Origin of the sequence: Bradyrhizobium genomosp. I (2014) (genome assembly GCF_000261685.1) — a bacterium.
Taxonomy (GTDB): Bacteria; Pseudomonadota; Alphaproteobacteria; order Rhizobiales; family Xanthobacteraceae; genus Bradyrhizobium.
Genome location: NZ_AJQE01000039.1, coordinates 1 through 25,793, shown reverse-complemented (window position 1 = coordinate 25,793; position 25,793 = coordinate 1). Strand labels below are relative to the sequence as shown.

Below are 25,793 nucleotides of genomic sequence, written 5' to 3'. Positions count from 1 at the left end.
GGCTGGCTTCGAACAGCAGCCGCTCGAAGTTCGATGATATCTGGATATCCATCGACGGCGACGCCGTCGCGTGCACCTCGCGCACTTCGTAAATTCCGGTCTTCAGCGTGCGCGCCAGGATGTCGTTGACGTTGGCGGCGATGCGCAGGGTGCGCACCGGCAGCCCCATGCGCTTGGCGGCATAGCCGGCAAAGATGTCGCCGAAATTGCCGGTCGGCACGACGAAATCGACCGCACGCGCCGGCGCACCGACGGCAACGGCGGAGGTGAAATAGTAGACCACCTGGGCGACGATGCGCGCCCAGTTGATGGAATTGACGCCGGACAGCGAGGTCGCATCGCGGAAGCGGTGGTTGTTGAACATCCCCTTCACGAGCGCCTGGCAATCGTCGAAGGTGCCCTCGATGGCGAGCGCATGGACGTTTGCCGCGCCGGTCGAAGTCATCATCCGCCGCTGCACCTCGGAGATGCGGCCGTGCGGAAACAGCACGATGAGGTCCACATTCTCGAGCCCCGCAAAGGCTTCGACCGCGGCGCCGCCGGTATCGCCGGAGGTGGCGACCACGATCGTGGTGCGCTGGCCGCGCTTGGCGAGCACATGGTCCATCAGCCGCGAGATCAGCTGCATCGCCACGTCCTTGAAGGCGAGCGTCGGACCGTGGAACAACTCCAGCACGAACTGGTGCGGCGACATCTGGCGTAGCGGGACCACCGCGGGGTGGCGGAAGGTGGCATAGGCCTCGTTCGCCATACGACCAAGCTCGGTGTCCGTGATCTCGCCGCCGGCAAAGGGCCGGATCACGTCGACCGCGACCTCCCAATAGGGGCGACCGAAGAAACCGGCGATCGTCTCGGTCGGGAGCTGGGGCCAGGTCGCCGGCACATACAGGCCACCGTCACGGGCGAGCCCGGTGAGCATCACGTCGCAGAAGCCGAGTTCGGGGGCCTCGCCCCTGGTCGAGATATAACGAGTCAAACTGCCCTCCAAAGGCCGGCCGAGTCGGAGCTCGATCTAAGCCTTTGATTTTACAAGATTACTTGTCAACAGCCAGAGGCTTTGGGCCACCATAAAGTGTTTTGCGGCATCAGGAAACCGCTTCCGCCCGCCCCTTATCCCATGAAAAAGGGCTGCGGCTTTGCCGCAGCCCTTCTCTTGGAAGGTCTGTCGTTGTGTGCAGACCGGTTTGCTTCGTCGGGGTCGCCGAGCCGTCAAAACTGTTCCGGCAAGCTTTCGTCGCCCGTCACGAAATCGTCAAGAGCCAAAACTGCGCCAGCCGAAAAATGTTCCTATTCTTCCCGACCGGCTGCGAGCGTTCGCCCGTGCGATAGAGCCGAGCCTTGATTTCCAGATGCCGCTTTTTCCCGATCCATTGCCCCGTTGCAGGAACGAATGCAGCCTCGGTCCATTGTGCCCATGGATGGTGTCAGCGCGTTGCCCATGCATTGCCCGGCCAACGGCGGCGTCGATCCGTCGACCGAGCCGCTGCATCCTGGATGCAGCCGGTTCGGTCGCTTCGGAAGCTCAGTTCATCCCGATTTCCACGGCGATCCGGATCAGGTCGGAGTGATTCTTGGCGCCCAGCTTCTGCTTGAGCAGAGACGTGGTGTTGGCGACCGTCTTGTAGGAGATGCCGAGCGCCTCGGCGACCTCGACGATCTTGTCGCCGCGTCCAAGCAGGCGGAGAATCTCCAGCTCCCGCGGTGTCATCTGCGAGGCAGGATTGGCCTTGATCGCCGCGCCGGAAAACGTCACGGCCTCCGCAAGCTGCGGCGAGATGAAATTGTCGCCCGCGACCACCTTGCGCACCGCTTTCAGCAGGATCCGGGGATCGTCGCCCTTGGAGACATAGCCCTGCGCCCCAAGCTCGACTGCCCGCACCACGAAGGCCGGATCGTCGTTCATGCTGAACATGATGATCTTGGCGTCGGGATCATCCTTGCGGATGCGCCGCATCAGTTCGAAGCCGGAGACATCGGGCAGGCCGATGTCGATCACGGTGACGTCGGGCCGCTTGCTGACATAGGCGCGATGACCGGATTTGGCGTCGCTCGCCTCGTCAATGCGAATTGAATGGTCGGATGCGAACAGGGTGCGGCAACCGGACAGCACCACGGGATGGTCGTCGACGATCAGGACCCTGGTCGCCAGCTTGGCGGTATCTTGCATCGCGCACTCTCTTGTTTTTCGACTCATAGACCGACGGGAATAAATGGAAAGGGCAAATCCCGCCGATGCGCGTTAGAATTGGCCTAATGTGGCAACGACTTTCGTTCAGGACGCAACTGTTTCTTCCGCTCGGCGCCAGCTTTCTCGCGGCGTCGATCCTGGCTGGCGTGCTGCTCCAGATATTCGCAACGGGCCAATTGGCGGAGGAGAGCGAGCCTAGGCGGCGTTCGACAGCGGCCATCGCCGCCGCGCTCAACAACACCCTGCGCGCATCGGACGATCCACGGCAGACGCTCGACGCCTTTGTCCATTCCCTGGACACCTCCTCAGATATCCAATTCCGCGCCGTGGACGCAGGTCCCGCGCCTTCACCGAAGGGCGGCCTGCGCAAGCCGCATGGCGTGCCGCAATGGTTCATCGACCATCTCGCCGTCCCCGACATGGACGCGGCATCCCCGGTGATGATCGACGACAGACGCGTCGGCGATATCGTGCTCCTGCAGGACATGTCGGCCGATCTGTTCGAGAAATGGATCGGCTTTGTTGCGCTCACCAGCCTGGTCGCCGCGCTGATGGTTCTTACCGGCGCGATCGCCTATGTCTTGGCGGGATCTATCCTGCGGCCTCTGCAAGATCTCAGCCGAGGTCTCACGCGAATACGACAGGGTGATTACACCAGGCCGATCCCGGTCGGAGGCCCGCCGGAAATCCGGCAAGGCTGCGAAGAGGCGAATGCGCTGGCCGCAACGCTGGCGCAATTGAGCCAGGACAATCGCCGTCTGATGCACCGCCTGGTGTCGCTCCAGGACGACGAGCGGCGCGATCTCGCCCGCGAATTGCACGACGAGCTCGGACCGCTGCTGTTCAGCATCCGCGCCGGCACGATCGCGCTGGTCGAGGCCGCACCGCCGGCAGGACATTTCGGCAATTCGGGACAGGACCTTCTGCAATCGGTCGAGGCGCTCCAGCAGACCAACCGTCGTATCCTCGACCGGCTGCGGCCGCTCTATATCGAGGAGCTGGGCCTTTCGACCAGCGTGCAGACGCTGCTCCGGAATTTTCGCAGGCAGGCGCCGCATATCATCCTGACGGACACGATCGATGCCGATCTGAACGTGATCGACGGGCCGTTGGCCCAAACCGTGTATCGGGTGATCCAGGAGGCACTGACCAACGTGCGACGCCATGCCAACGCCGGCAACGCCCATGTAAGGGCGACCGTCGCCAGCGAGATGCTCGTCATCGAGATTTCCGACGACGGCGGCGGTTTTCCCGCGGACAACGTCTTCGGCCGGGGCTTGACCGGCATGCATGAGCGCGTGCGCGCGCTCAGCGGATCGCTGTCCCTGTTGCGCGTCGATGAGCGAACTTACGTGCGCTGCCGTCTTCCCGTCGAGACGACGCGGGACGCGCCGTCATCAGGCTAGCATACGCAGCCATCATGCGCGTTCTGTCGCGCCGGCTCGCACCGCGTGCTGCGGATCTTGCCTTCCGGGCTGAAGCAGAACGAGGCCTGAATGCGCAGCGCGCCCGCGACGGAATATTCGAGATCGACGCCGTGGGGCGCCGGATGGATTTCCTCCAGCCCGAAACCTGCCGAGGCGAAGGCGCTGAGCCGCGGCCGCCAATAGGCCTCGAGCTCGCTGCGGCCGTGATATCGCTGCGTGCCGTTGCACGTGCATTCGAGCCTGGCGTCGTCGGCATAGAGATCGAGCAGCGCCGCGAGGTCTCCCTCCCGGCAGGCGTCCACCCAATCGACGATAATTCCCATCTGGTCGAAATCGCTCACGCCGCATCCTGTCTGCCGCGGAAAATACCTGCCGCTTAGGACCACACTCGTGAATATGCGCTGAACAATAAACCCCGGACGATACCGGGCCTGCTCGACGCATCTCCGGCCGAGCTCAGCTCCGCCGCCGGCCTCTTGCCCACACGGCGAAGGCGATCAGCACGGCACCTGCAAGCGTGAACCATGTAACAGCATATTGCAGGTGGTCGTCCTTCAGATTCACCTCGAGCGGGCCCGGGCGCGGAATGCCATTCGCGGGCGCGGGATGCTCGAGGTCGACATAGAACGGCGCAACCGCGCCCCAGCCAAGCGCGCTTGCGATACCCGGATGATCGCGCACGAACCAGAGCCGCTTGTCGCGGTTCTCCGCCGGCGTCAGCCAGCCTGGCGCCTCGGGAAAGCGCAGATAGCCGGTGAGCGCCACCGGCTCGCCCGTGACGAGCTTCTTCACCGCGCGATCCTCGACACCGCGATCCTGCATCGTGTTTTCGACGAAGCCCGCATCGATCACGACCGTCCCGCCGCCGGGAAGTCGCGCCGGCAGGAACGCCCAGGTGCCGGGCCCGGAGGCGTCCTTGCGTACCGCCGAGCCGGAGGAATAGACCATCGCATCGGGCTGGGCTGCGTAGGTTGCGGTGAAGCTGACGCGGCGGAATTCGTCGCGCGCGGGATTGAGGCCAGCCCATAGCGCCGGCGGCGGCAGTGCCACGGGCGCCGCGGCAAGCCGCTCGGTGAGTGCCGCAATCAGCTCGTGCTTCGCGGTCCGGCGCTGCAACTGCCAGACACCGAGTGCGACGAACACAGCCGTCAGGAACAGCGTGAACAGCGCGAAGCCGCCCACGCGGGCCTTGCGCGCAGGCTCGTTCATTTCGCGCGATCGACCAACCGGCCCGGCGCAGCCTTGTGGTGGAATTGCAGCGCGATCAGCAGCGATTTCATCGCACGCAGCGGCAACAGCGTGGTGGCGAGGATCAGCGGCAGCCAGAGCGCCGCGTGCAGCCAGAACGGCGGCTGGTACTTGACCTCGACGACGAGCGCGCAGCCGACGACGATGGCGCCGGCGAGCATGATGATGAAGATCGCCGGACCATCGCCGGTATCGATGAAGGCGTAGTCGAGGCCGCAACGGTCGCAGGCGGGCGCGAGCGTCAGAAAGCCCGCATAAAGCTTGCCCTGGCCGCAGCGCGGGCATTTGCAGGCAAGCCCGCGCATCGCGCTTTGCAGGACTGTGGTTTGGGACGGGGGATCGCTGGCGGTGTCGTTCATGATGGCGGACCCTATCACAGTTTCCGCCGGAACTTCCGGCCGGAAAGCGAAAGGGCGGCCCTGGGGCCGCCCTTTCTGATCGGTTCGGTTCGGCTCAGTGCGCGGCGTGGGCCATGGCCTCGGCGCCGCGTCCCCAGACGTAGATGCAGAGGAACAGGAACAGCCAGACCACGTCGACGAAGTGCCAGTACCAGGCGGCGAACTCGAAACCGAGATGCTGCTTCGGCGTGAAATGGCCGGCATAGGCACGGAACAGGCAGACCAGCAGGAAGATGGTGCCGACCAGCACGTGGAAGCCGTGGAAGCCGGTCGCCATGAAGAACGTCGCGCCGTAGACGTTGCCGGCAAAGGAGAACGCTGCGTGGCTGTACTCATAGGCCTGCACGCAGGTGAACGCCGCACCGAGCAGGACGGTGAGGATCAGGCCGTATTTCAGGCCCTGGCGGTCGTTCTCGAGCAGCGCATGGTGCGCCCAGGTCACGGTGGTGCCTGAGGTGAGCAGGATCAGCGTGTTCAGGAGCGGCAGATGCCAGGGATCGAAAGTCTCGATGCCCTTCGGCGGCCAGGTGCCGGGGACCGCGCAGGCACCGGGCTGGGTGCCGAGGCCGCAGCCGAATACCGCGTCGCGGGTGGCGTGGACGGCGTCGGCCGGAAACAGCGCCGCGTTGAAATAAGCCCAGAACCAGGCGACGAAGAACATCACCTCGGAGGCGATGAACAGGATCATGCCGTAGCGGTGATGCAGCTGCACGACGCGGGTGTGGTCGCCCTTGTACTGGGCTTCCTTGATCACGTCGCCCCACCAGCTCGCCATGGTGTAGAGCACGCCCACGGCGCCGACGCCGAACACGATCGGCGCGGCGGAGAACATGTGGTGCATCCAGGCGATCGCGCCGACCGCCATGATGAAGGCCGAGAGCGAGCCGACGGCCGGCCACGGAGAGGGATCGACCAGGTGATAGTCGTGATGCTTGGTGTGCGCCGTGGCCATTTCCGTCTCTCTCCTCAATCCCGTGCCTGTCAGGCACTTATCCCCTTGTTTCCGACCCTTCGAGCGCGAGCCCGGCGGTCAGAGATTTCCCTTGCGCTTGTCGCCTTCGCCCGATGCCAGCGGCTTCACCATGGGCTCCTTCACCGGATAGAAGGTGTAGGACAGCGTGATCGTGTTGAGCCCGTCGTTCTCGTGATCGTCGGCGATCGACGGATCGACGTAGAACACGACCGGCATCTCGCGCTTCTCGCCAGGCGCCATGGTCTGCTCCGTGAAGCAGAAGCAGTTGATCTTCTGGAAGTAGGAGCCGACCGTCAGCGGCGCGACATTGTAGGCGGCCTGGGCCGACGTGGTGCGCGCGGCCTGGTTGGTCACGGTATAGAAGACCGTCACGACCTCTCCGATATTGACCTCGATCTCGTTCTGCTCCGGCTCGAATTTCCAGGGCAGGCCAGGCGCGACGTTGGAATCGAAGCGGACCGAGATTTTTCGTGCGATCGGCCCGGTGGCCGGCGCGGAGGTCGCCACTTGCGTCGTGCCGTTGAAACCAGTGGCGCGGCAGAACCAGTTGTAGAACGGCACCGCCGCGTAGGACGCACCGACCATCAGCGCGACCACGCCGCCGCAGATCGAGGCGACCACGACATCGCGACCCAGCCCGCGGCGCTTGGCCGGCTTGAGATTGGCCGGCTTCGCGCTGATATCCTGCGATATGGTCGGCTCGTGATCCATGTTTCCTACATCGGCCGCACGAGGACTGCCGGCCCCTTGACCATGGTCACGGCGAAGAACAGCACCACGAGGACACCGAGCGCCAAAGCAATGGCGATAGAGCGCTGGCGACGGCTCTTCTTCTGCGCCTCGGTGAGGACGATTCCATCTGGCTCGGGTTTGTCGGCCATCGCTGTGATCATGCGCCCCCAACTATCGGAGCCAGCGCCCGGAACACGACCTCGGCCAGCAGGGTTGCGAACAAAGCGAACAGATACAGGATCGAGAAGGCAAACAGCTTGCGGGTCGCGCGCAGCGACTGGCTGCGCTCGCGGCGCAGATAGACGTTGATCGCGAGCACCAGCATGCCGGCCCCCAGGATCAGCGAGATGATACCGTAGACCGCATCGAAATAGCCGAGCGCCCAGGGCGCGGCGGCGACCGCGATCAGCACGATGGTGTAGAGCAGGATCTGGAGCCGGGTCGCGTCGGGACCGGCGACGTTGGGCAGCATCGGAATGCCGGCGCGCGCGTAGTCGTCGGAGCGGAACAGCGCCAGCGCCCAGAAATGCGGCGGGGTCCAGAAAAAGATGATGGCGAACAGCAGCAGCGGCTCGACGTCGACCGTACCCGTCACCGAGGCCCAGGCCACCACCGGCGGCAGCGCGCCGGCGGCGCCGCCGATCACGATGTTCTGCGTGGTCCAGCGCTTCAGGCCCATCGTATAGATCACGACGTAGAAGAAGATGGTGAAGGCGAGCAGCGCGCCGGCGATCCAGTTGACGAGGATGCCGAGCGTCATCACCGAGAAGAACGCGAGCGTCATGCCGAACGCCATCGCCTCGGGCTTGGTGATGCGGCCGCGCGGGATCGGCCGGTTCGCGGTGCGCGACATCTTGGAGTCGATGTCGCCTTCGAGCGCCATGTTGAGCGCGCCTGAGGCGCCGGCACCGACGGCGATGCAGAGCAGCGAGGTGAACGCGAGCACCGGGTGGAAATGCCCCGGCGCCATCGCCATTCCGACCAGCGCGGTGAAGATCACCAGCGACATCACGCGCGGCTTGAGCAGCGCGATGTAATCGCCGACCTCCGCTTCGGAGATGCGGGGATTGATGTCGATGGCGTTCTGGTCGAGGACGGACACTTAAGTTTACTCGCTTCGTTATAGCGCCGCGGCGCCCGTCACGGGCGCCGCGGAAGATTGCTTACTGCACGCGGGGCAGCACTTCGAACTGGTGGAAGGGCGGCGGCGAGGACAGCGTCCACTCCAGCGTGGTCGCGCCGGCACCCCAGGGATTGTTGCCGGCCGGCACCTTGCGGGCGAAGGCGTCGATCACGCAGTAGAGGAAGATCAGGACGCCGAAGCCGGAGATGTAGGAGCCGATCGACGAGACCAGGTTCCATCCGGCGAAGGCATCGGGATAATCGACGTAGCGGCGCGGCATGCCCGACAGCCCGAGGAAGTGCTGCGGGAAGAACACCATGTTGACGCCGACGAAGGTGACCCAGAAGTGCGCCTTGGCCAAGGTCTCGTTGTACATGTAGCCCGACATCTTCGGGAACCAGTAGTACCAGCCGGCGAAGATCGCGAACACCGCACCGAGCGACAGCACGTAGTGGAAGTGCGCGACGACGTAGTAGGTGTCCTGCAGCACGCGATCGACGCCCGCGTTCGCCAGCACGACACCGGTGACGCCACCGACCGTGAACAGGAAGATGAAGCCCACCGCCCAGATCATCGGGGCGCGGAATTCGATCGAGCCGCCCCACATGGTGGCGATCCAGGAGAAGATCTTCACGCCGGTCGGAACCGCGATGACCATCGTAGCCGCGACGAAATAGGCCTGCGTCGCCGAGGACATGCCGACCGTGTACATGTGGTGCGCCCACACCACGAAGCCGATGCCGCCGATCGCGACCATGGCGTAGGCCATGCCGAGATAGCCGAACACGGGCTTGCGCGAGAAGGTCGAGACGATCTGGCTGATCATGCCGAAGCCGGGCAGGATCAGGATGTACACCTCGGGGTGGCCGAAGAACCAGAACAGATGCTGGAACAGCACGGGGTCGCCGCCGCCGTCGGCCGCGAAGAACGTCGTGCCGAAATTGCGGTCGGTGAGCAGCATGGTGATCGCACCGGCGAGCACCGGCAGCGACAGCAGCAGCAGGAACACCGTCACCAGGATCGACCACACGAACAGCGGCATCTTGTGCAGGGTCATGCCCGGCGCGCGCATGTTGAAGATGGTGGTGATGAAGTTGATGGCGCCGAGAATCGACGAGGCGCCCGCCAGATGCAGCGACAGGATCGCGAAGTCGACGGCCGGGCCCGGATGGCCGGAGCTCGACAGCGGCGCGTACATGGTCCAGCCGGCGCCGACGCCGTTGGCGCCGGGCTCACCCTCGACGAAGGTCGACATCAGGAGCAGAGCGAAGGAGGCCGGCAGCAGCCAGAACGAGATGTTGTTCATGCGCGGGAATGCCATGTCGGGCGCACCGATCATGAGCGGCACGAACCAGTTGCCGAAGCCGCCGATCATCGCGGGCATGACCATGAAGAAGATCATGATCAGGCCGTGGGAGGTCACGAACACGTTGTAGGTGTGCGTCTCGTGGAAGATCTGCACGCCCGGGTACATCAGCTCGGCACGGATCGCGATCGACATCGCGGCGCCGATGACGCCGGCGATGACCGCGAAGATCAGGTACATCGTGCCGATGTCCTTGTGATTGGTCGAGTAGACGTAGCGCCGCCATCCGGTCGGATGGGCATGCTCGTCATGATGGGCGTGATCGCCGTGTGCCGCTGCGCTCGTTGCCATTTTCAAATCCTGCCTTGCGTCCCATTCGGACCTTTGGAGGTCCCGCCCTTTTATCGCTTTCAGTCCCTGAAAGCCGTCACGCGACGCCTATTGCGTCGGGCCGGCCGCGGAGGCGTAGGTGCTCGTGCCGCCGCTCGCAAATTTCTTCTTCGCCGTCTCGACCCAGGAGGCGAACTCCTGGTCGCTCACCACACGCACGGCGATCGGCATGAAAGCGTGATCCTTGCCGCACAGTTCCGAGCACTGACCGTAGTACATGCCGGTCTTGGTGGCCTTGAACCAGGTCTCGTTCAGGCGGCCCGGAATGGCGTCGATCTTGATGCCGAAAGCCGGTACCGCGAAGGCGTGGATGACGTCGGCACCCGTGGTCTGGACGCGAATCACCTTGTTGACCGGCACCACCATCTCGTTGTCGACGCCGAGCAGGCGGGGCTGCTTGTCCTGCGCCATCAGCGAGTCGAACTCGAACTTGCCGTTGTCGGGATAGGCATAGGACCAATACCACTGCTTGCCCGTCGCCTTGATGGTCAGGTCCGCCTTCGGCACGTCGAGCTCCAGGAACAGAAGCCGGAACGACGGCACCGAGATGCCGACCAGGATCAGCACCGGAACGAGCGTCCAGGCGACCTCGATCAGCGTGTTGTGGGTGGTCCGCGACGGCACCGGATTGGCCCTCGCATTGAACTTGATGACCACGATCACGAGCAGCGCCAGGACGAACAGCGTGATCAGGGTAATGAGCACGAACAGGAAGTTGTGGAACCAGACGATATTGTCCATCACCGGGGAACCGGACTGCTGAAGCGTCCACTCCCACGGCGCCGGCTGCCCGAGCTCGGCGAATGCCGCACCACCCGTCCCCAGCGTGATGCCAGCCGCCACCAAGGCGATGGTGGCCAATCCCAGCAATTGCCGGCCCACCCGACCCATCGACATCCTCATGCCGTTCGCGCTCCCCTTACGAAATCACCCCAAGTGCATTCCCCTGTTTCCGGGAAACGCTTATTCGACCCGCCAGTCCGACAAACCGCCACGCAAGAATACCTCTAAGAGGAATTGGGGCCAGATCGCTAGAACGCGAAATCAAGCCTCTCAAACCATAATTCTTGATCTATCGCAATGCAGTCTTGAGCCCCGTCTGTCAGCCATCACCGGCAAGATATTTCCCAGTAACATCAGACAAAAATACCGTTTCCCGGGATGCTGCGGCTTGACAGCGGAATTGCCCGCGGTAGGCACTGGCGCGTGGCCGCGCAGGAGCCTGATTCGTGCGGGCGGCGGCGGCACGAGGCGGCGCGGAATTTGCTTGGAATTGCCTTCAAGGCGCCGTCATTCCCGTATCAGTCCGCCAGGTGCAAGCGAAGAAGGCGAGCAGAGGGACCGACCCGATGGGGCTTTCGAGATCGATGGCAAAGCCGGCTAACGGCCTTCCGGCGCTGGCCGCCCTCCTGGCTGCGATCATTCTCCTGGCGCTTCCCGGCCTCGCTCATGCGCAGGGCGCAGTCCGCTCCGTCCATGGCGACTGGCAGATCCGCTGCGACACCCCGCCCGGCGCCCAGACCGAGCAATGCGCCCTGATCCAGAGCGTCGTGGCGGAAGACCGCTCCAATGCCGGCCTGACCGTGATCGTGCTCAAGACCGCCGACCAGAAGAGCCGCTTGATGCGCGTGGTCGCCCCGCTCGGGGTCCTCTTGCCCTCCGGTCTCGGACTCAAGCTCGACAACCAGGACGTCGGCCGCGCCGGCTTCGTCCGCTGCCTGCCCAACGGCTGCGTCGCCGAGGTTGTCCTCGAAGACAAGCTGCTGGGGCAGCTCCGCAGCGCCAAGACCGCGACCTTCATCATCTTCGAGACGCCGGAGGAAGGCATCGGCTTCCCGCTCAGCCTGAACGGGCTCGCCGAGGGCTATGACAAGCTGCCGTAACGGCGGCTCATATTGGCGATCCTATTGTTTCCGTAATGTGAGGCTTGGCGCCCTCGCGGAACCAGTCCGAAACCATTATCTTGCCCCACATCTTCAGATAATGGACGGACGCATGACCAACCCCGCCACAACCTCCCTGCTCGAGCGCGCCAATCTCGATCGCGACCAGGTTCGCCACGAGGTCGCGCGCGGGCTTTCGGGCGCCGACGACGGCGAACTGTTCCTGGAATACAGCCAGACCGAAGCGCTGATGTTCGACAATGGGCGGCTGAAGCAGGCGACCTACGACACCTCGCAGGGTTTTGGGCTTCGCGCCGTCAAGGACGACGCGGTGGGTTACGCACATTCCTCCGATGTCTCGCTGCCGGCGCTGATTCGCGCCGCCGACGCGGTCGCGGCCGTGCGCGGCGGCTATTCGGGCAGCTTTGCGGCCCCGCCGGCGCATACCAACGTGCGGCTCTATAGTGACGACAATCCGCTCGATGCGCCCGGCTTCGAGACCAAGGTCAAGCTGCTGGCCGAGATCGACGCCTATTTGCGCGACAAGGATCCGCGGGTTCGGCAGGTCAGCGTCAGTCTCGGGGCGACCTGGCAGGTCGTCGAGATCCTGCGGCCCGACGGCGAGAGCTATCGCGACATCCGTCCGCTGGTACGCGTCAACATCTCGGTTGTCGCCGGCCAGGGCGACCGCCAGGAGAGCGGCAGCAAGGGCTATGGCGGCCGCGCCGGCTATGCCGAATTCATCGAGAGCAGGAACTGGCGCGAGGCCGCCGACGGGGCGCTGCGCGAAGCGCTCGTCAATCTGGAATCTGTTCCTGCTCCCGCCGGCGAGATGGACGTCGTGCTCGGGGCCGGCTGGCCCGGCGTGATGCTGCATGAAGCGGTCGGCCACGGCTTGGAGGGTGACTTCAACCGCAAGAAGACCTCTGCGTTCGCCGGCTTGATGGGCCAGCAGGTCGCGGCCAAGGGCGTCACCGTGGTGGATGACGGCACCATTGCCTCGCGGCGCGGCTCGTTGTCGATCGACGACGAGGGCACGCCGACCAACCGCACCGTGCTGATCGAGGACGGCATCCTCGTCGGCTACATGCAGGACCGCCAGAACGCGCGCCTGATGAACATGAAGCCGACCGGCAACGGCCGTCGCCAGGGCTATGCCCATGTGCCGATGCCGCGCATGACCAACACCTACATGCTCGCGGGCGACCGCGATCCGGCCGAGATCCTTAGCTCGGTGAAGAATGGCGTCTTCGCCGCGAATTTCGGCGGCGGCCAGGTCGACATCACCTCGGGCAAATACGTGTTCCAGTGCACCGAGGCCTACAAGATCGAGAACGGCAAGTTAGGGGCCCCGCTCAAGGGCGCCATGCTGATCGGCAACGGGCCGACCGACCTGCATCGCATCCGCATGATCGGCAACGACCTTGCGCTCGATACCGGCATCGGCACCTGCGGCAAGAACGGCCAGGGCGTGCCTGTCGGCGTCGGCCAGCCGTCGCTTCTGATGGAACGCATCACGGTGGGTGGAACGGGCGCATGAGCGTTGAGAAAGCAACTGTCACCCCGAAGCGGAAAAGCAGCGGCTGGGGTGGGCAACTCGTGCAGCTCGCCGGCATCGTCGCTGCGGTCTTCATCGCCAAGGGCGCGCTCGCCGAGCCGTTCTACGTGCCATCGGGCTCGATGGAGCCGACGCTGTTGATCGGCGATGCGCTGCTCGCCTCGAAATTCCCCTATGGCTACGGCACCTCGTCGCTGCCGATTCAGATCAACCTGCCCGAGAGCGGCCGCGTCTTCGCGGAGACGCCGAAACTCGGCGACGTCGTCGTGTTCCGCTGGCCCGGCGATCGCTCGCAGGCCTGGGTCAAGCGCGTCGTGGGTCTGCCCGGCGACCGCATCCAGATGCGGCAGGGTCAGCTCTTCATCAACGACCGCCCCGCCGAACTCAAGCCGGACGGCGTCGGTGCGGCCGAGAACGACAATGGCAGCAGCGAGCCTGCCTACCGCTATGTCGAGACGCTGCCGAACGGCGTCTCGCATCTGATCTTCAAGATGCGCGACAACGGCCCGCTCGACAACACGCCCGAGGTGACGGTGCCGCCCGGCCAGCTTTTCGTGCTCGGCGACAACCGCGACAATTCCGCCGACAGCCGCGTGCCGCTGAGGTCCGGCGGCGTCGGCCTGCTGCCGATCGACAATCTGATCGGCCGTGCGGATGCGGTGCTCGGCTCCTGGGATCTCGGCATGCGCGGCCAGCCGGTATGGACCTGGCTGTCCGGGTTCAGGTTGGCACGGTTCTTCACCGCGGTGCATTGAGCGGCAGCACGCGCCACCCTCACGATGAACCGCGACGAATTCCTCGCAACCGCGCTGAAGAATCCAGTCAACGTCGCGATCATCGATGAACTGGCGCGACACGGGCTGCCGGATGCGTGGCTGGTCGCAGGATGCCTGGTGCAGACAGTGTGGAACGTGCTCACGGGCCGCGCGATCGACCACGGCATCGCCGACTACGACGTGTTCTATTTCGATTCCGATACCTCGTGGGAAGCGGAGGACGCGGTGCTCCGCAGGCTGCATGCGCGGCTCGCGCATCTTGGCGCCAAGGTCGAGGTCCGCAACCAGGCGCGGGTGCATCTGTGGTACCCCGACAAGCATGGCCTGCCCTATCCGCCGCTGGCGCGCTCGACCGACGGCATCGATCGCTTCCTGACGCAGAATACGCAAATCGGAGCGAGACGCGCGGGCGAGAGTTTCGACGTCTATGCTCCCCACGGATTCGATGACGTCGCAAGGCTGATCGTGCGGCCCAACCGGGCGCCAAATTTTTCCATCGCCAATTACGAGGCGAAGGCTGCGCGATGGAAGGCTCTGTGGCCGGAGCTCACGGTGATCGGGGCGGATGCATAAGCCTGACGTGTCCCGGACAAGGCGCATCGTGAAACGATGCGGCGCAGAGCCGGAACCCATGGCGCAACCGAATGCGCTGTGGCATGGGCCCCCGCTCTGCAGTGCGGCGCTGAAGGAGCGCCGCACTGCGTCCGGCGCACGAATACGAACACTACCGCACCACGCCCGACGTGAATCCCGCCTTGCGGCGCGGCGGCTTGATTTCCCTCTTCAGGAAACAGTGCGCCTCTCGCCCGGTGTAGCCGGGGCGGGCATAGGTGAAGGCGCGGCATTTGTTGTCGGCGGTACACGCAGCCTTGCAGACCTCCACGCCTTCCCCCACCTTCAGCTCGAAATTGCGCAGATCGCCGCCGGGGCGGTCGATCGACGTCTCGACGCCCTCGACCCGCGGCTCGATCACGCCGGCGCCACGCACCCCCGAGATACAGCAACTCCCCGGCACGCGCGCCGGCACGGTGTTCTTCAGCCAGCACACCGCCGAGCCGCCCTCGACGTCGGGATAGCTGAAGCTCCAGGAGCGGCAGCGGCGATCACGCTCGCACAGCAGCGCGCAATCCTCGGGATCACCCGACACGACCGGCGTGCTGAAATAGTCACCGCCGGGGCGGTCGAACGCGGTCTGGGCGCGCGCCGGCACACTCGCGAATGCGAGCGATAGCAGCGCGACACATGCCACGACGCTTGCCAGGACCTTTGCCACGATGGCTCCGGTCAGATGGCCCTTCCCCATCGGAACAGCTTTCGAATTATTGACGACGCTCAGGTTTTTTCAGCCGGTCATTTGATCGCCGCAAACCTGTACGGGCGATGAACGGCTCAACTCCCGTCGTTGGCCTAAAGGTCTAGAACGCGTACTCCGCGTAGGCCGGTTCCACCGAGCCCTTCCAGGGACCGTTGAACTTCTCCAGCATCTCCTCCGCCGGCGTCCGGCCGGAATCGATGATGCGATCGAGCGGCTCGAGGTGCCGGGTCTCGTCGCGGCCAAGCTGGTCGATCCGGCCGCGCCGGCGCAGGCCGGCATGCGCAAGAACGAGGCACTCCTTGGCGATCTCGAACAGATAGCGGTCCCTGATCCGCGCCTTGAAGCCGAAGCGCGGCACGTCGTCGCGCAGCGCCTGACGCTCATGCACGGTCCAGTGCTTCACCATGTCCCAGGCGGCATCGAGCGAAGCGTCGTCGTAGAGCAGCCCGACCCAGAACGCCGGCAAAGCCGGTAACCGGCCCCACGGGCCGCCGTCGGAACCGCGCATCTCGAGATAGCGCTTGAGCCGCACTTCCGGGAAGATGGTCGAGAGATGGTTGGCCCAGTCCGACAGCGTCGGACGCTGGCCCGGAAGGTTGTTGTTGCGGCCGTCGAAGAACGCGCGGAACGAGGACCCCGACACGTCGATGTACTCCTCGTCGCGCTTGACGAAATACATGGGCACGTCGAGCGCGTAGTCGACATAGCGCTCGAACCCCATGCCGTCCTCGAACGCCCACGGCATCATGCCCGAACGCGCGTTGTCGGTGTCGCGCCAGATTTCGGACCGAAAAGAGAGGAAGCCGTTCGGCTTGCCCTCGGTGAACGGCGAATTGGCGAACAGCGCGGTGGCGACCGGCTGCAGCGCGAGCGAGACGCGCAGCTTCTTGACCATGTCGGCTTCGGAGGAGAAGTCGAGATTGGTCTGCACCGTGCAGGTCCGGTACATCATGTCGAGGCCGTACCGACCGACCTTCGGCATGTAATTGGTCATGATCTTGTAGCGACCCTTGGGCATCACCGGGATATCGGCGCGCGACCAGGACGGCGTCATGCCGAGCCCGAGGAAGCCGATGCCGAGCGGTGTTGCGATCTCGCGCACCTGGGCAAGGTGCGCCATCAACTCGCTCTGGGTCTGGTGCACGTTCTCGACCGGCGCGCCGGACAGCTCGAACTGCCCGCCCGGCTCAAGCGAGATCGCGCCACCGCCGGTGACGTCGTAGAGGCCGATGATGTTGCCCTTCTCCATGATGGGCTCCCAGCCGAGCAGGAGCTTCATGCCCTCGAGCAGCGCGCCGATGCCGCGTGCGCCCTCGTAAGGCACGGGACGGTGGCCTTCGAGCGTGAACGGCGTCTTCTCGTGCTCGGTGCCCAGGCGGAATTCGGACGGGTCCTTGCAGCCGGCCTCGAACCACGCGACGAGCTCGTCGCGTGATTGCATCGGCGTCATATCGATCTGGTCTCGCGCCATATCAAACTCTAATCAAAAGCGCTTCGACCGAACGCGCGCGGGTGACAGGGATGGTCCGCGAACCCACCGGTTGCGCGGACGAGCGGGTTTGCCGCGCGATCATCGCGACGGCATGCTTTCGTTGACGCCCGCGGGCGGCAGTTTCATCTCGCCGCACGAGCAGCCCAGGCGATCGAGCAGACCGCTGAGCTTGACAGCGTCGGCATCAGACAATTTCGAACCGACATATTTCTCGATCGCAGCCGAATAGGCGCCCCACATCCGCTTCTGCAGCTCGCGGCCGGCCTCCGTGATCTCGACGAACTGGCCGCGCTTGTCGATCTTGCATTCGCGCCGCGAGGCGAGGCCCTCGTCGACCAGGCGGTCGATCAGCCGCGAGGTGGAATATTGCGGGATCAGCATCTGCCGTTCGAGTTCGACCGGCCGCAATTCGCCCGAGGGCGCCCGCGACAATTCGAGCAGCGCATCGTACCAGGCCAGCGGTGGGAAGCCGGCCTTCTTCAAGTCCTGCTCGACGCAATCGAGCACGCGGCTCTGCACCCGCATCAGGCGGATCCAGGCGGCTGTTGCCTCGGTCGATGGTTTGCGTTTCATGGTCCCGCTCAAGCTCGTCGCCCGTCTCTTACTCCATTCGATGCACCTGCATCAATCTTGACTATTTCAAGCAAGTGCATGTAGTTGCTCTTTCGGCCGAACCAAGCATCAGGCGGAGAAATTCCGTGAAACCCGTACGATTCGGCCGGTGCCTGCTCGCTGTCGCCACATCGCCCTCCTGAAAGCCGGCCCGCCCTATGATCTGGTCGAGGTCGAATCGGCGCCAGGAAGCTCGAAAATGGCGAGGAATATCTGAAGCTGAACCCTGAGGGGCAGGTCCCTGCGCCGGGCCTCGACAGCGGTGAGATCGTGACCGAAGGCCCGGTGATTGTCCAGAAGATCGCCGTCAGGCCCCGGCCGAGGCGCGGGCGCCGGTCCGCGATGGTTCCGAGCGCCGCAGGCTGAATTCCCGCCCCTTCCGATCTGCGCAGGAGCTTTGGTCCGCTGTTCGCGGAGCACGACAGGCGAGGCGACGAAGACTCGGATCGATGATCAGGCTCCTTGCTCTCACCATTTGCGGAATCCGAAGATTCAAAACGCGCTGACATCAATTTTACGAGCATTGTCGGGGTTAACAATAACTCTGCGTTGTATGCGCCGCGGCCGTCGCCATCCTTGTGAGAGCACTCCACTTGGCTCAGCTTCAGCGAGGGAACACGACGCAGACCACTGGACCGGGAAGCTATTGTGACGGCTGTACTCCTTCTCCTGCTCGCGAGCGCAATCACCGGCCTCGCGACGGGGCTGATCTTCCGAGTCTGGACTCTGCTACTGGTCTCGCCGGCGACCGCGATCCTTGCCGCGACAGTCCTTCAGACCTCGGGCTTTGGACTTTGGACGGGCATTCCAATCGTCGTCGGCTGCCTGATTGCCGGCCAGCTCGCCTATCTGGCGGCGACGTTCCACCTGCACAGGGGCGAGCTCTCAATGCAGGACGACATCGACGGCGAGCCAGGCAAGCACGGCCATCGCGATATCAAGAAGGAGGACGAGTAGGACGAGGCCGCCCCACGAAGGAATTTTTCTGCGCCGCCGGAGCAGCCTGCGGCGCGGCCACGGCCGCCCCTGCAGCAACAAGGGGGCGTATCTCATCGCAACGCCGGCTGCGCTGTCTTGAAACACCGTGGGGATCATTGCGGGACACCTTCAACGCCAATGGGCCATCCCGTGGAACATCAGCAAGAGCGGTGCCAGGGCCGAGCGAGCGTCGCCCCGCCGGCGCGCCAGTCGGAAAATAAGAAAGGCCGGATCGATGATCCGGCCCTTTGTTTCTGCGTGCCCTACGGGCAACAGCTCACTCAGGCCGCCGCCTTCTTCGGCGCAAAGCGGCCGTAGAAGGTCTCGCCCTTCGCAGCCATCTCCTCGAGCAGCTTCGGCGGCGTGAAGCGCGAGCCGTATTTCGCCTCGAGCTTGCGGCAGAGCTCGACGAACTTCTTCGTGCCCATGAAGTCGATATAGGACAGCGTACCGCCGGTGAACGGCGCAAAGCCGAAGCCGAGGATCGAGCCGACATCCGCCTCGCGCGGATCGGTGATGACGTGGTCCTCCACCGTGCGCGCGGCTTCCACCGCCTGCACCACCAGGAAGCGCTGCTTCAGTTCCTCGATATCGAGCGTATCAGGGTCGAGCTGCTTCGGCTGCAGCGCCGACAAGCCCGGCCACAGGCTCTTCTGGCCCTTGCCCTTCTCGGGATAGTCGTAGAAGCCCTTGCTGTTCTTGCGCCCCAAGCGGCCCTGCTTCTCGACCATCTCCACCATCAGCTTCTTCTGATCGGGATTGATGGCGTTGGGGCCGAGATCGGCCTCCGTCGCCTTCATGATCTTGAGCCCAAGGTCGAGCGCGACTTCATCCGACAGCGAGAGCGGGCCGACCGGCATGCCGGCCATCTTGGCGCAGTTCTCGATCATCGCCGGCGGCACGCCCTCGAGGAACATCTCGTTGCCTTCGGCGACATAGCGGCCGACGCAGCGGTTGGCGAAGAAGCCGCGAGAATCGTTGACCACGATCGGCGTCTTGCCGATCTGGCGGACGTAGTCGAGCGCGGTCGCAAGCGCGACATCGCCGGTGTTCTTGCCGAGGATGATCTCGACCAGCATCATCTTCTCGACCGGCGAGAAGAAGTGGATGCCGACGAACTTGCCCTGATCCTTGAAGGATTCAGCAAGAGAAGTGATCGGCAGCGTCGAAGTGTTCGACGCGAAGATCACGTCGGGCTTGAGATATTGCTGCGCCTTGGCGAAGGTCTCGGCCTTGACCTTGCGGTCCTCGAACACGGCCTCGATGACGAGGTCGACGTCCTTCAGCGCGGCATAGTCCGCCGTCGGCGTGATGCGCGCGAGCAGCGCTTCGGCGTCACCAGGCTTGGCACGGCCCTTCTTGATCTGCTCCTCGATCACCTTCTGCGCATGTGCCTTGCCCTTGTCGGCACTCTCCTGGTCGCGGTCGATCAGGACGACGTCGAGGCCGGCGCGGGCCGAGACGTAGCCGACGCTCGCACCCATGAAGCCGGCGCCGATCACGGCGATCTTCTTCACCTTGGTCGGGGCTACGTCCTTCGGGCGGCGCGCGCCCTTGTTGAGCTCCTGCATCGACAGGAACAGGCTGCGGATCATCGCGGCCGCTTCCTTCGAGCGCAGCACCGAGGTGAAGTAGCGCGACTCCACGCGCAGCGCGGCATCGATCGGCAGCTGCAGGCCCTCGTAGACGCAGCTCATGATGGCGCGCGCGGCCGGATAGTTGTCGTAGGTCTCGCGGCGGTAGATCGCGTTGCCGGCCGGGAACATCATCATGCCGGCCTTGGAGAACACCGGGCCGCCTGGGAGCTTGAAGCCCTTCTCATCCCAGGGCGCGACGGCCTTGCCGCCGCCCCTGATCCAATCCTTCGCGGCCTTGACGAGGTCGGCGGCGGGAACGATGGCGTGAATCAAATTCAGCGCCTTGGCCTTCTCGACCGTGACGGGATCGCCCTTGAGCAGGATCGTCATCGCGTCCTGCGGGGGCACCAGGCGCGGCACGCGCTGGGTCCCGCCGGCGCCGGGGAACAGGCCGACCTTGACCTCGGGCAGGCCGAGACGCGTCTTGGGGTTTTCGGCCGCGACGCGATAATGGCAGCACAGCGTGATCTCGAAGCCGCCGCCGAGCGCGAGGCCGTTGATCGCGGCCGCCCACGGCTTGCCCGACGTCTCGATCGAGCGCAGCACCAGCGAGAAGCGGCGGCTCTGGTCGAACAGCATCTGGTTCGCCGCAGTCTCGCCCTGCTCCTTGAACACCTTGGCGTAGGCCTGGTTCATGCCCTCGAGCATGGAGAGGTCGGCGCCGGCACAGAATGCTTCTTTCGCGGAGGTGATAACGACGCCCTTCACCGCGGCGTCCGCCGTGGTCGCCTTGACGATCGCCTCCAACTCATTGGTCGAGGTCTCGTCGAGCACGTTCATCGAACGGCCCGGGATGTCCCAGGTGACGAGCGCGATACCGTCGGAATCGGTTTCAACCTTGAAGTTCTTGTACGACATGTTGGTTGCTCCTCGGTGCCGCAGCCGGTCTCAGGCGCGGCGATTGATGGTGATCTCGTAGGATGGGTTAGCCGAAGGCGTAATCCACCACTGTCTTCATCCGCGGAAACAGAAAAGGTGGGTTACGCTGCGCTAACCCACCCTACGGCAGTTCGTCAGACGCGCTCGATGATGGTCGCGGTGCCCATGCCGCCGCCGATGCACAGCGTCACCAGGGCGGTGGACTTGTTGGTGCGCTCGAGCTCGTCGAGCACGGTGCCGAGGATCATCGCGCCGGTCGCCCCTAACGGATGGCCGAGCGCGATCGCGCCGCCATTGACGTTGATCCTGGCGTTGTCGATGTCGAAGGCCTGGATGTAGCGCAGCACGACGGAGGCGAAGGCCTCGTTGAGCTCGAACAGGTCGATGTCCGACTTCTTCATGCCGGAACGCGCGAACAGCTTTTCGGTGACGTCGACCGGACCGGTCAGCATCATCGCAGGCTCAGAGCCGATGTTCGCGAACGCGCGGATTTTTGCCCGCGGTTTCATGCCGTACTTCGCGCCCGCTTCCTTGCTGCCGAGCAGCACGGCGCCGGCGCCGTCGACGATGCCCGACGAATTGCCGGCGTGGTGCACGTAATTGACGCGCTCGACCTCCGGATGCGACTGCACCGCGACGCCGTCGAAGCCGCCCATCTGCGCCATCATCGTGAACGACGGCTGCAGCTGCGCCAGCGACTGCATCGTGGTCGAGGGACGCATGTGCTCGTCCCTGGCGAGGATGGTGAGGCCGTTGATGTCCTTGACCGGCACCACCGACTTGTCGAATCGACCCTCGTCCCAGGCCTTGGCCGCGCGCTGCTGGCTCTGCACGGCGTAGGCGTCGACGTCGTCACGCGAGAAACCGTACTTGGTCGCGATCAGATCGGCCGAGACGCCCTGCGGCATGAAATAGGCAGGCACCGCAATCGAGGGATCCATCGGCCAAGCGCCGCCGGAGGCGCCGATGCCGACGCGGCTCATCGATTCGGCGCCGCCGCCGATCACCAGGTCATGCTGGCCGCTCATGATCTGCGCCGCAGCGAAGTTCACGGCATCGAGGCCGGACGCGCAGAAGCGGCTGATCTGCACGCCGGGCACGGCATCGCCGAGGCCGGCCTTCAGCGCGGCGAAGCGCGCGATGTCGGAACCAGCCTCGCCGACGGGATCGACCACGCCGAGCACGACGTCGTCGACCGAATCTTCCGGCAGGCTGTTGCGGTCCTTCAGCGCCTTCAGTGGCACGGTGGCGAGCGCGAGCGCCGTGACCTCGTGCAGCGCGCCGTCCGCCTTGCCGCGGCCGCGCGGGGTGCGAACGTGGTCGTAGATGAATGCCTCAGGCATGACGCCCTCCTGATGTGATGTTCAGATGCGGTTGGGAGCAGGCTGCGGAAGCAGGCTCAGAACGCTTCCGCCGGCAATTCCATGATGGTGGCGCAGCCGGCCTGGATACGCGCGAGATTGGCCGCGGTCTCCGGCAGCATCCGCTCCATGAAGAAGCGGCCGGTGACGAGCTTGGTCGAGAGATAGGGGCTCGCCCCGCTCTCGGCAATCTTCCCTAGCGTCACCTTGGCCATCTTCGCCCACATATAGCCGAGCGTGACGAAGCCGAACAGATGCAGATAGTCGGTCGCGGCGGCGCCGGCATTGTCCGGCTTCGCCATCGCATTCTGCATCAGCCAGGTCGTGGCCTGCTGGAGATGGCCGAGCGAGGTCGAAAGCGGCACGATGAACGGCTTCAGCGCCTCGTCGCCGCCGTTCTCCTTGGCGAAGGCCATCACCTCGCCGAAGAAGGCCATGATGGCGCGGCCGCCGTCGCGCGGCAGCTTGCGGCCGACGAGGTCGAGCGCCTGGATGCCGTTGGCGCCTTCATAAATCATGGCGATGCGCGCATCGCGCACGAACTGCTCCATGCCCTGCTCGGCGATGTAGCCGTGGCCGCCATACATCTGCTGCGCCTGCACCGCGTTGGCGAAACCGTAGTCGGTGAGGAAGCCCTTCAGCACCGGCGTCATCAGGCCCATGTGGTCGTCGGCGGCCTGGCGATCCCTGGGATCTTCGGAGCGGTGGGCGACGTCGCTCTTCAGCGCGGTCCAGATCACGAAGGCGCGCGCGGCCTCGTTGAAGGCGCGGATCGAAAGCAGCGTGCGGCGCACGTCGGGGTGCACGATGATCGGGTCAGCCTGCTTGTCCGGCGCCTTGGCGCCGGTGAGCGCGCGGCCCTGGATGCGCTCGCGCGCATAGGCGACGGCGTTCTGATAGGCGACCTCGGACTGCGCGAGGCCCTGCACGGCGACGCCGAGGCGGGCCTCGTTCATCATCACGAACATGCCCTGCATGCCCTTGTTCTCTTCGCCGATCAGCCAGCCGGTGGCGTTGTCGTAGTTCATCACGCAGGTGGAATTGCCGTGGATGCCCATCTTGTGCTCGATCGAGCCGCAGACGACGCCGTTGCGCGCACCGACTGAGCCATCCGGCTTCACAAGGAACTTGGGCACCACGAACAGCGACACGCCCTTGATGCCGGCGGGCGCGCCCTCGATACGGGCGAGCACGAGGTGGATGATGTTGTCGGCGAGATCGTGCTCGCCGGCCGAAATGAAGATCTTGGTGCCCGTGATCTTGAAGCTGCCGTCGGGCTGGCGCACCGCCTTGGTGCGGAGCATGCCGAGATCGGTGCCGCAATGCGGCTCGGTCAGGTTCATGGTGCCGGTCCATTCGCCGGCGATCATCTTCGGAACGTAGGTCTGCTTCTGCTCCGGCGTGCCGTGCACCAGGAGGGCCGCGGTCGCGCCCATGGTGAGGCCGCCATACATCGAGAACGCCATGTTGGCGGAGATCTGGAATTCGTTGACCGCCTGGCTCAGCGTCACCGGCAGGCCCTGCCCGCCATATTCAGTCGGGGCCGACAGGCCGAGCCATCCGCCCTCGGCGACCTGCCTGAACGCCTCCTTGAAGCCCTTCGGCGTGGCGACGCTGCCGTCCTCAGTGCGCTTGCAGCCTTCGAGATCGCCCACACGATTCAGCGGCTGAAGCACCTCTTCGGCGAGCTTGGCGGCTTCGCCCAGAATCGCTTCGCGCACGTCGCTCGACGCGTCGGAGAAGCCCGGCAGATTGTCGTAGCGGTCGATCTGGAAGACGTCGTTGAGCAGGAAGTTCACGTCTTCGACGGGGGCTTTATAGATCGGCATGGTGTTCTCCCGGCATGTCCTTGAAGTGTTTGGGCCTCGAAGGGATGATGTTGGGCCTATGATTGGACGGCGGCAAGCTGCTCTGCCATCAGGCGGTGCAGCATGTTGATCGCTTTCAGCGGCCGCACCATCACCTTGAAATGCGTGATGCGTCCCTCAGTATCGAAGCTGATGATGTCGACGCCATTGATCTCGATGCCATCGATCACATTCTTGAATTCGAGCACGGCGCCATCAGCGCTCTTCCACTCGCCGACATAGCTGAAGCCGGGACCGCCGAGCACCTTCTCGGCGCTGGCGAGGTATTTGAAGGTGATGTCGCGGCCGCGCTGCGGCGTGTGCACCACGGGGCTTTCGAACACGGCATCGGGGTGCAGCAAGTCCCAGAGCGCGGTGCGGGCTTGAGCGCGATCTTGGGACTTCATGTAGGCGTACCAGGAATCGAGGCCGGTCATTGTCGGGTGCCTCCCTAAAGGGCTTTCCAGGAGCCTTGGCAAAAAAACGCGAAAACAACCCCATGCACAGTAGCGCCCAGCTTGATTTCGCTGGATTTTCGGGCGGGGTCTTTGGCCCCATCCCAAGGGTCGCCTCATATGCACATTGACGCATATGCGCCGATGCGCATAAAGTCAAGCCAGTTGGACAAGGTCGAGAACAGGAGGCCGGTCATGGCACTGGGCGACGCGATCCTCGCATGCCTGACGGAACGTCCGATGACGGGCTACGAGCTCGCCAAGACGTTCGATTCCTCGATCGGCTTCTTCTGGAAGGCCGACCACCAGCAAATCTACCGCGAGCTCTCCAAGCTGCGCGATCGCGGCTACATCCAGGGACGCGAGGTCGTGCAATCGGGCAAGCCCAACAAACTAGTGTATACGCTCACCCCCGAAGGCAGAACAGCGCTGCGGCACTGGGCCGCGCGGCCAAGCACGCCGGCCTCGACCAAGGACGACCTCCTGGTCCGCCTCCATGCCCTCGACAGCATCGACATCGAGCCGCTGCGCGCCGATTTGATGGCCCGGCTCGAGCATCACCGCGACCGCCACGCCAATTACGAGCGCATCCTGAAGAAGCGATTCCCCGACGGCACGGCGGAAGGCCAGCTCGATCTCGGCAATTTGCTCCTGCTCCGCTTAGGGGCTCGGCACGAGCAGATGGTGGCCGATTTCTGCGAGGAGACACTCGAGGCGCTCTCGGCGATGAGCGGCAAGGCCACGGTGGTACCGCTGGAGGACGGCAAGCGTGAGAGGAAGGGGTGAACGGTGCGCGCACCGATCACCAGCGGCGTGCCACATATTTCGCTGTCATCGTCCGCGAAGGCGGACGATCCAGTATTCCCGAGGCGGCGCGGTTGGAATGGAGAAGCCGCGGCGCTTCCGCGGAGCATGACACCATTTGTGGGATGACAAGCAGCTCCCGGTTCCCCCCGCCCAACTTTAAGACAGCGGCGAGGCGTTCCTTAACCCGTTATTTACCGTAACAGGAAAAAGTCGGTCTTCGAGGCAGACGACCCGCGCCAAATTCGATTGTACTTACAACCGGAACGCGTGGGGAGGCTGGAGGCGCCGGGTGGGGCGCCGGAGTCGGAACCGGACAGAGTCATGAATTCGCGCGTATCGTGGAGTGTCGACGGCATCGATCCATCCGTCCGGGAGCGGGCCGAAGCTGCTGCGCGCAGAGCCGGCATG

General features: G+C 64.5%; 25 protein-coding genes and 1 pseudogene. 8 read left to right on the top strand and 18 right to left on the bottom strand.

Going from position 1 to position 25,793, the window contains the following annotated elements; translation table 11 throughout:
* Both thrC and IC50_RS04025 read right to left on the bottom strand, forming a co-directional pair.
* Positions 1–976, bottom strand: a 976-nt coding sequence (gene thrC, locus IC50_RS04030; RefSeq protein ID WP_035700730.1) for a threonine synthase, incomplete at its 3' end; no start/stop codon positions are given.
* A gap of 546 nt (positions 977–1,522) precedes the next feature.
* Positions 1,523–2,167 (bottom strand): response regulator transcription factor, encoded by a 645-nt coding sequence (locus IC50_RS04025; RefSeq protein WP_035700717.1) that lies wholly within the window; start codon positions 2,165–2,167, stop codon positions 1,523–1,525.
* A gap of 86 nt (positions 2,168–2,253) precedes the next feature.
* On the opposite strand from IC50_RS04025, the gene IC50_RS04020 reads away from it, so the two are divergent.
* Positions 2,254–3,594, top strand: a complete 1,341-nt coding sequence (locus tag IC50_RS04020) for a histidine kinase (RefSeq protein WP_035700714.1) — start codon at positions 2,254–2,256, stop codon at positions 3,592–3,594.
* Here the strand turns inward: IC50_RS04020 and IC50_RS04015 are convergent.
* The 9 genes from IC50_RS04015 to coxB form a co-directional block, all read right to left on the bottom strand.
* Complete coding sequence (locus tag IC50_RS04015) at positions 3,591–3,956, bottom strand: nuclear transport factor 2 family protein (protein ID WP_035700712.1); 366 nt, start codon at positions 3,954–3,956, stop codon at positions 3,591–3,593. The two genes, IC50_RS04020 and IC50_RS04015, sit on opposite strands and share 4 nt — an antisense overlap.
* A gap of 115 nt (positions 3,957–4,071) precedes the next feature.
* The gene (locus tag IC50_RS04010) at positions 4,072–4,824 is read right to left on the bottom strand and encodes an SURF1 family protein (RefSeq protein WP_035700709.1); all 753 of its coding nucleotides are present in this window, start codon (positions 4,822–4,824) and stop codon (positions 4,072–4,074) included.
* Positions 4,821–5,222 carry a DUF983 domain-containing protein gene (locus tag IC50_RS04005; protein WP_035700706.1) on the bottom strand — a complete coding sequence of 134 codons (402 nt, stop codon included), beginning with the start codon at positions 5,220–5,222 and terminating at the stop codon, positions 4,821–4,823. Before IC50_RS04005 ends, IC50_RS04010 begins: the two co-directional genes overlap by 4 nt.
* Positions 5,223–5,316: 94 nt before the next feature.
* Positions 5,317–6,213, bottom strand: a complete 897-nt coding sequence (locus tag IC50_RS04000; RefSeq protein ID WP_035700703.1) for a cytochrome c oxidase subunit 3 — start codon at positions 6,211–6,213, stop codon at positions 5,317–5,319.
* Positions 6,214–6,291: 78 nt separating this feature from the next.
* Positions 6,292–6,945: a cytochrome c oxidase assembly protein gene (locus tag IC50_RS03995; RefSeq protein ID WP_035700700.1), complete on the bottom strand. Its 654-nt coding sequence runs from the start codon at positions 6,943–6,945 to the stop codon at positions 6,292–6,294.
* A 5-nt stretch (positions 6,946–6,950) separates the two neighbouring features.
* Positions 6,951–7,127: a hypothetical protein gene (locus IC50_RS03990; protein WP_035700697.1), complete on the bottom strand. Its 177-nt coding sequence runs from the start codon at positions 7,125–7,127 to the stop codon at positions 6,951–6,953.
* Positions 7,124–8,068, bottom strand: a complete 945-nt coding sequence (locus IC50_RS03985; RefSeq protein WP_035700693.1) for a heme o synthase — start codon at positions 8,066–8,068, stop codon at positions 7,124–7,126. The genes IC50_RS03990 and IC50_RS03985 overlap by 4 nt, the downstream gene beginning before the upstream one ends.
* Before the next feature lie 61 nt (positions 8,069–8,129).
* Positions 8,130–9,746 (bottom strand): cytochrome c oxidase subunit I, encoded by a 1,617-nt coding sequence (ctaD, locus tag IC50_RS03980; RefSeq protein WP_035700690.1) that lies wholly within the window; start codon positions 9,744–9,746, stop codon positions 8,130–8,132.
* A gap of 87 nt (positions 9,747–9,833) precedes the next feature.
* Positions 9,834–10,688 carry a cytochrome c oxidase subunit II gene (coxB, locus tag IC50_RS03975; protein WP_035700687.1) on the bottom strand — a complete coding sequence of 285 codons (855 nt, stop codon included), beginning with the start codon at positions 10,686–10,688 and terminating at the stop codon, positions 9,834–9,836.
* Positions 10,689–11,134: 446 nt separating this feature from the next.
* On the opposite strand from coxB, the gene IC50_RS03970 reads away from it, so the two are divergent.
* From IC50_RS03970 to IC50_RS03955, 4 genes are all read left to right on the top strand, one after another.
* The gene (locus IC50_RS03970; RefSeq protein ID WP_035700686.1) at positions 11,135–11,668 is read left to right on the top strand and encodes an invasion associated locus B family protein; all 534 of its coding nucleotides are present in this window, start codon (positions 11,135–11,137) and stop codon (positions 11,666–11,668) included.
* A gap of 112 nt (positions 11,669–11,780) precedes the next feature.
* Positions 11,781–13,208: a metalloprotease TldD gene (tldD, locus tag IC50_RS03965; protein ID WP_035700726.1), complete on the top strand. Its 1,428-nt coding sequence runs from the start codon at positions 11,781–11,783 to the stop codon at positions 13,206–13,208.
* Entirely contained in the window at positions 13,205–13,981 is a 777-nt protein-coding gene (gene lepB, locus IC50_RS03960; RefSeq protein WP_035700683.1) for a signal peptidase I, read from the top strand. The genes tldD and lepB overlap by 4 nt, the downstream gene beginning before the upstream one ends.
* Positions 13,982–14,005: 24 nt before the next feature.
* On the top strand, positions 14,006–14,575 hold the full coding sequence (locus IC50_RS03955; protein WP_035700681.1) for a nucleotidyltransferase family protein: 570 nt from the start codon (positions 14,006–14,008) through the stop codon (positions 14,573–14,575).
* Positions 14,576–14,726: 151 nt separating this feature from the next.
* On the opposite strand, the gene IC50_RS03950 is transcribed toward IC50_RS03955, so the two are convergent.
* The 3 genes from IC50_RS03950 to IC50_RS03940 all read right to left on the bottom strand — a co-directional run bounded on the left by IC50_RS03950 (position 14,727) and on the right by IC50_RS03940 (position 17,382).
* The gene (locus IC50_RS03950) at positions 14,727–15,305 is read right to left on the bottom strand and encodes a PAN domain-containing protein (RefSeq protein ID WP_035700678.1); all 579 of its coding nucleotides are present in this window, start codon (positions 15,303–15,305) and stop codon (positions 14,727–14,729) included.
* Positions 15,306–15,417: 112 nt separating this feature from the next.
* Positions 15,418–16,788: a glutamate--cysteine ligase gene (locus IC50_RS03945; protein WP_035700676.1), complete on the bottom strand. Its 1,371-nt coding sequence runs from the start codon at positions 16,786–16,788 to the stop codon at positions 15,418–15,420.
* Positions 16,789–16,887: 99 nt separating this feature from the next.
* A complete protein-coding gene (locus IC50_RS03940) occupies positions 16,888–17,382 on the bottom strand; it encodes a MarR family winged helix-turn-helix transcriptional regulator (RefSeq protein ID WP_035700674.1) in 495 nt (164 codons plus the stop codon).
* Positions 17,383–17,541: 159 nt separating this feature from the next.
* Between IC50_RS03940 and IC50_RS42920 the strand changes: the two are divergent.
* Both IC50_RS42920 and IC50_RS03930 read left to right on the top strand, forming a co-directional pair.
* A pseudogene (locus IC50_RS42920) lies at positions 17,542–17,835 on the top strand (glutathione transferase GstA); the annotation flags it as partial.
* Positions 17,836–18,069: 234 nt separating this feature from the next.
* A complete protein-coding gene (locus IC50_RS03930; protein WP_050990875.1) occupies positions 18,070–18,378 on the top strand; it encodes a hypothetical protein in 309 nt (102 codons plus the stop codon).
* Between the two features lie 302 nt (positions 18,379–18,680).
* On the opposite strand, the gene IC50_RS03925 is transcribed toward IC50_RS03930, so the two are convergent.
* The 4 genes from IC50_RS03925 to IC50_RS03910 form a co-directional block, all read right to left on the bottom strand.
* A complete protein-coding gene (locus tag IC50_RS03925) occupies positions 18,681–20,894 on the bottom strand; it encodes an FAD-dependent oxidoreductase (protein WP_035700672.1) in 2,214 nt (737 codons plus the stop codon).
* Between the two features lie 155 nt (positions 20,895–21,049).
* Positions 21,050–22,258 carry an acetyl-CoA C-acetyltransferase gene (locus IC50_RS03920; RefSeq protein ID WP_035700669.1) on the bottom strand — a complete coding sequence of 403 codons (1,209 nt, stop codon included), beginning with the start codon at positions 22,256–22,258 and terminating at the stop codon, positions 21,050–21,052.
* Positions 22,259–22,314: 56 nt separating this feature from the next.
* Positions 22,315–24,105, bottom strand: coding sequence for an acyl-CoA dehydrogenase C-terminal domain-containing protein (locus IC50_RS03915; RefSeq protein ID WP_035700667.1), 1,791 nt, complete (start codon positions 24,103–24,105; stop codon positions 22,315–22,317).
* A gap of 56 nt (positions 24,106–24,161) precedes the next feature.
* Positions 24,162–24,560 (bottom strand): hypothetical protein, encoded by a 399-nt coding sequence (locus IC50_RS03910; protein ID WP_035700664.1) that lies wholly within the window; start codon positions 24,558–24,560, stop codon positions 24,162–24,164.
* 213 nt (positions 24,561–24,773) lie between these two features.
* Here IC50_RS03910 and IC50_RS03905 point away from each other — a divergent pair, with 213 nt between their 5' ends.
* Entirely contained in the window at positions 24,774–25,364 is a 591-nt protein-coding gene (locus IC50_RS03905) for a PadR family transcriptional regulator (RefSeq protein ID WP_035700720.1), read from the top strand.
* The last annotated feature ends 429 nt before the right edge of the window (positions 25,365–25,793 follow it).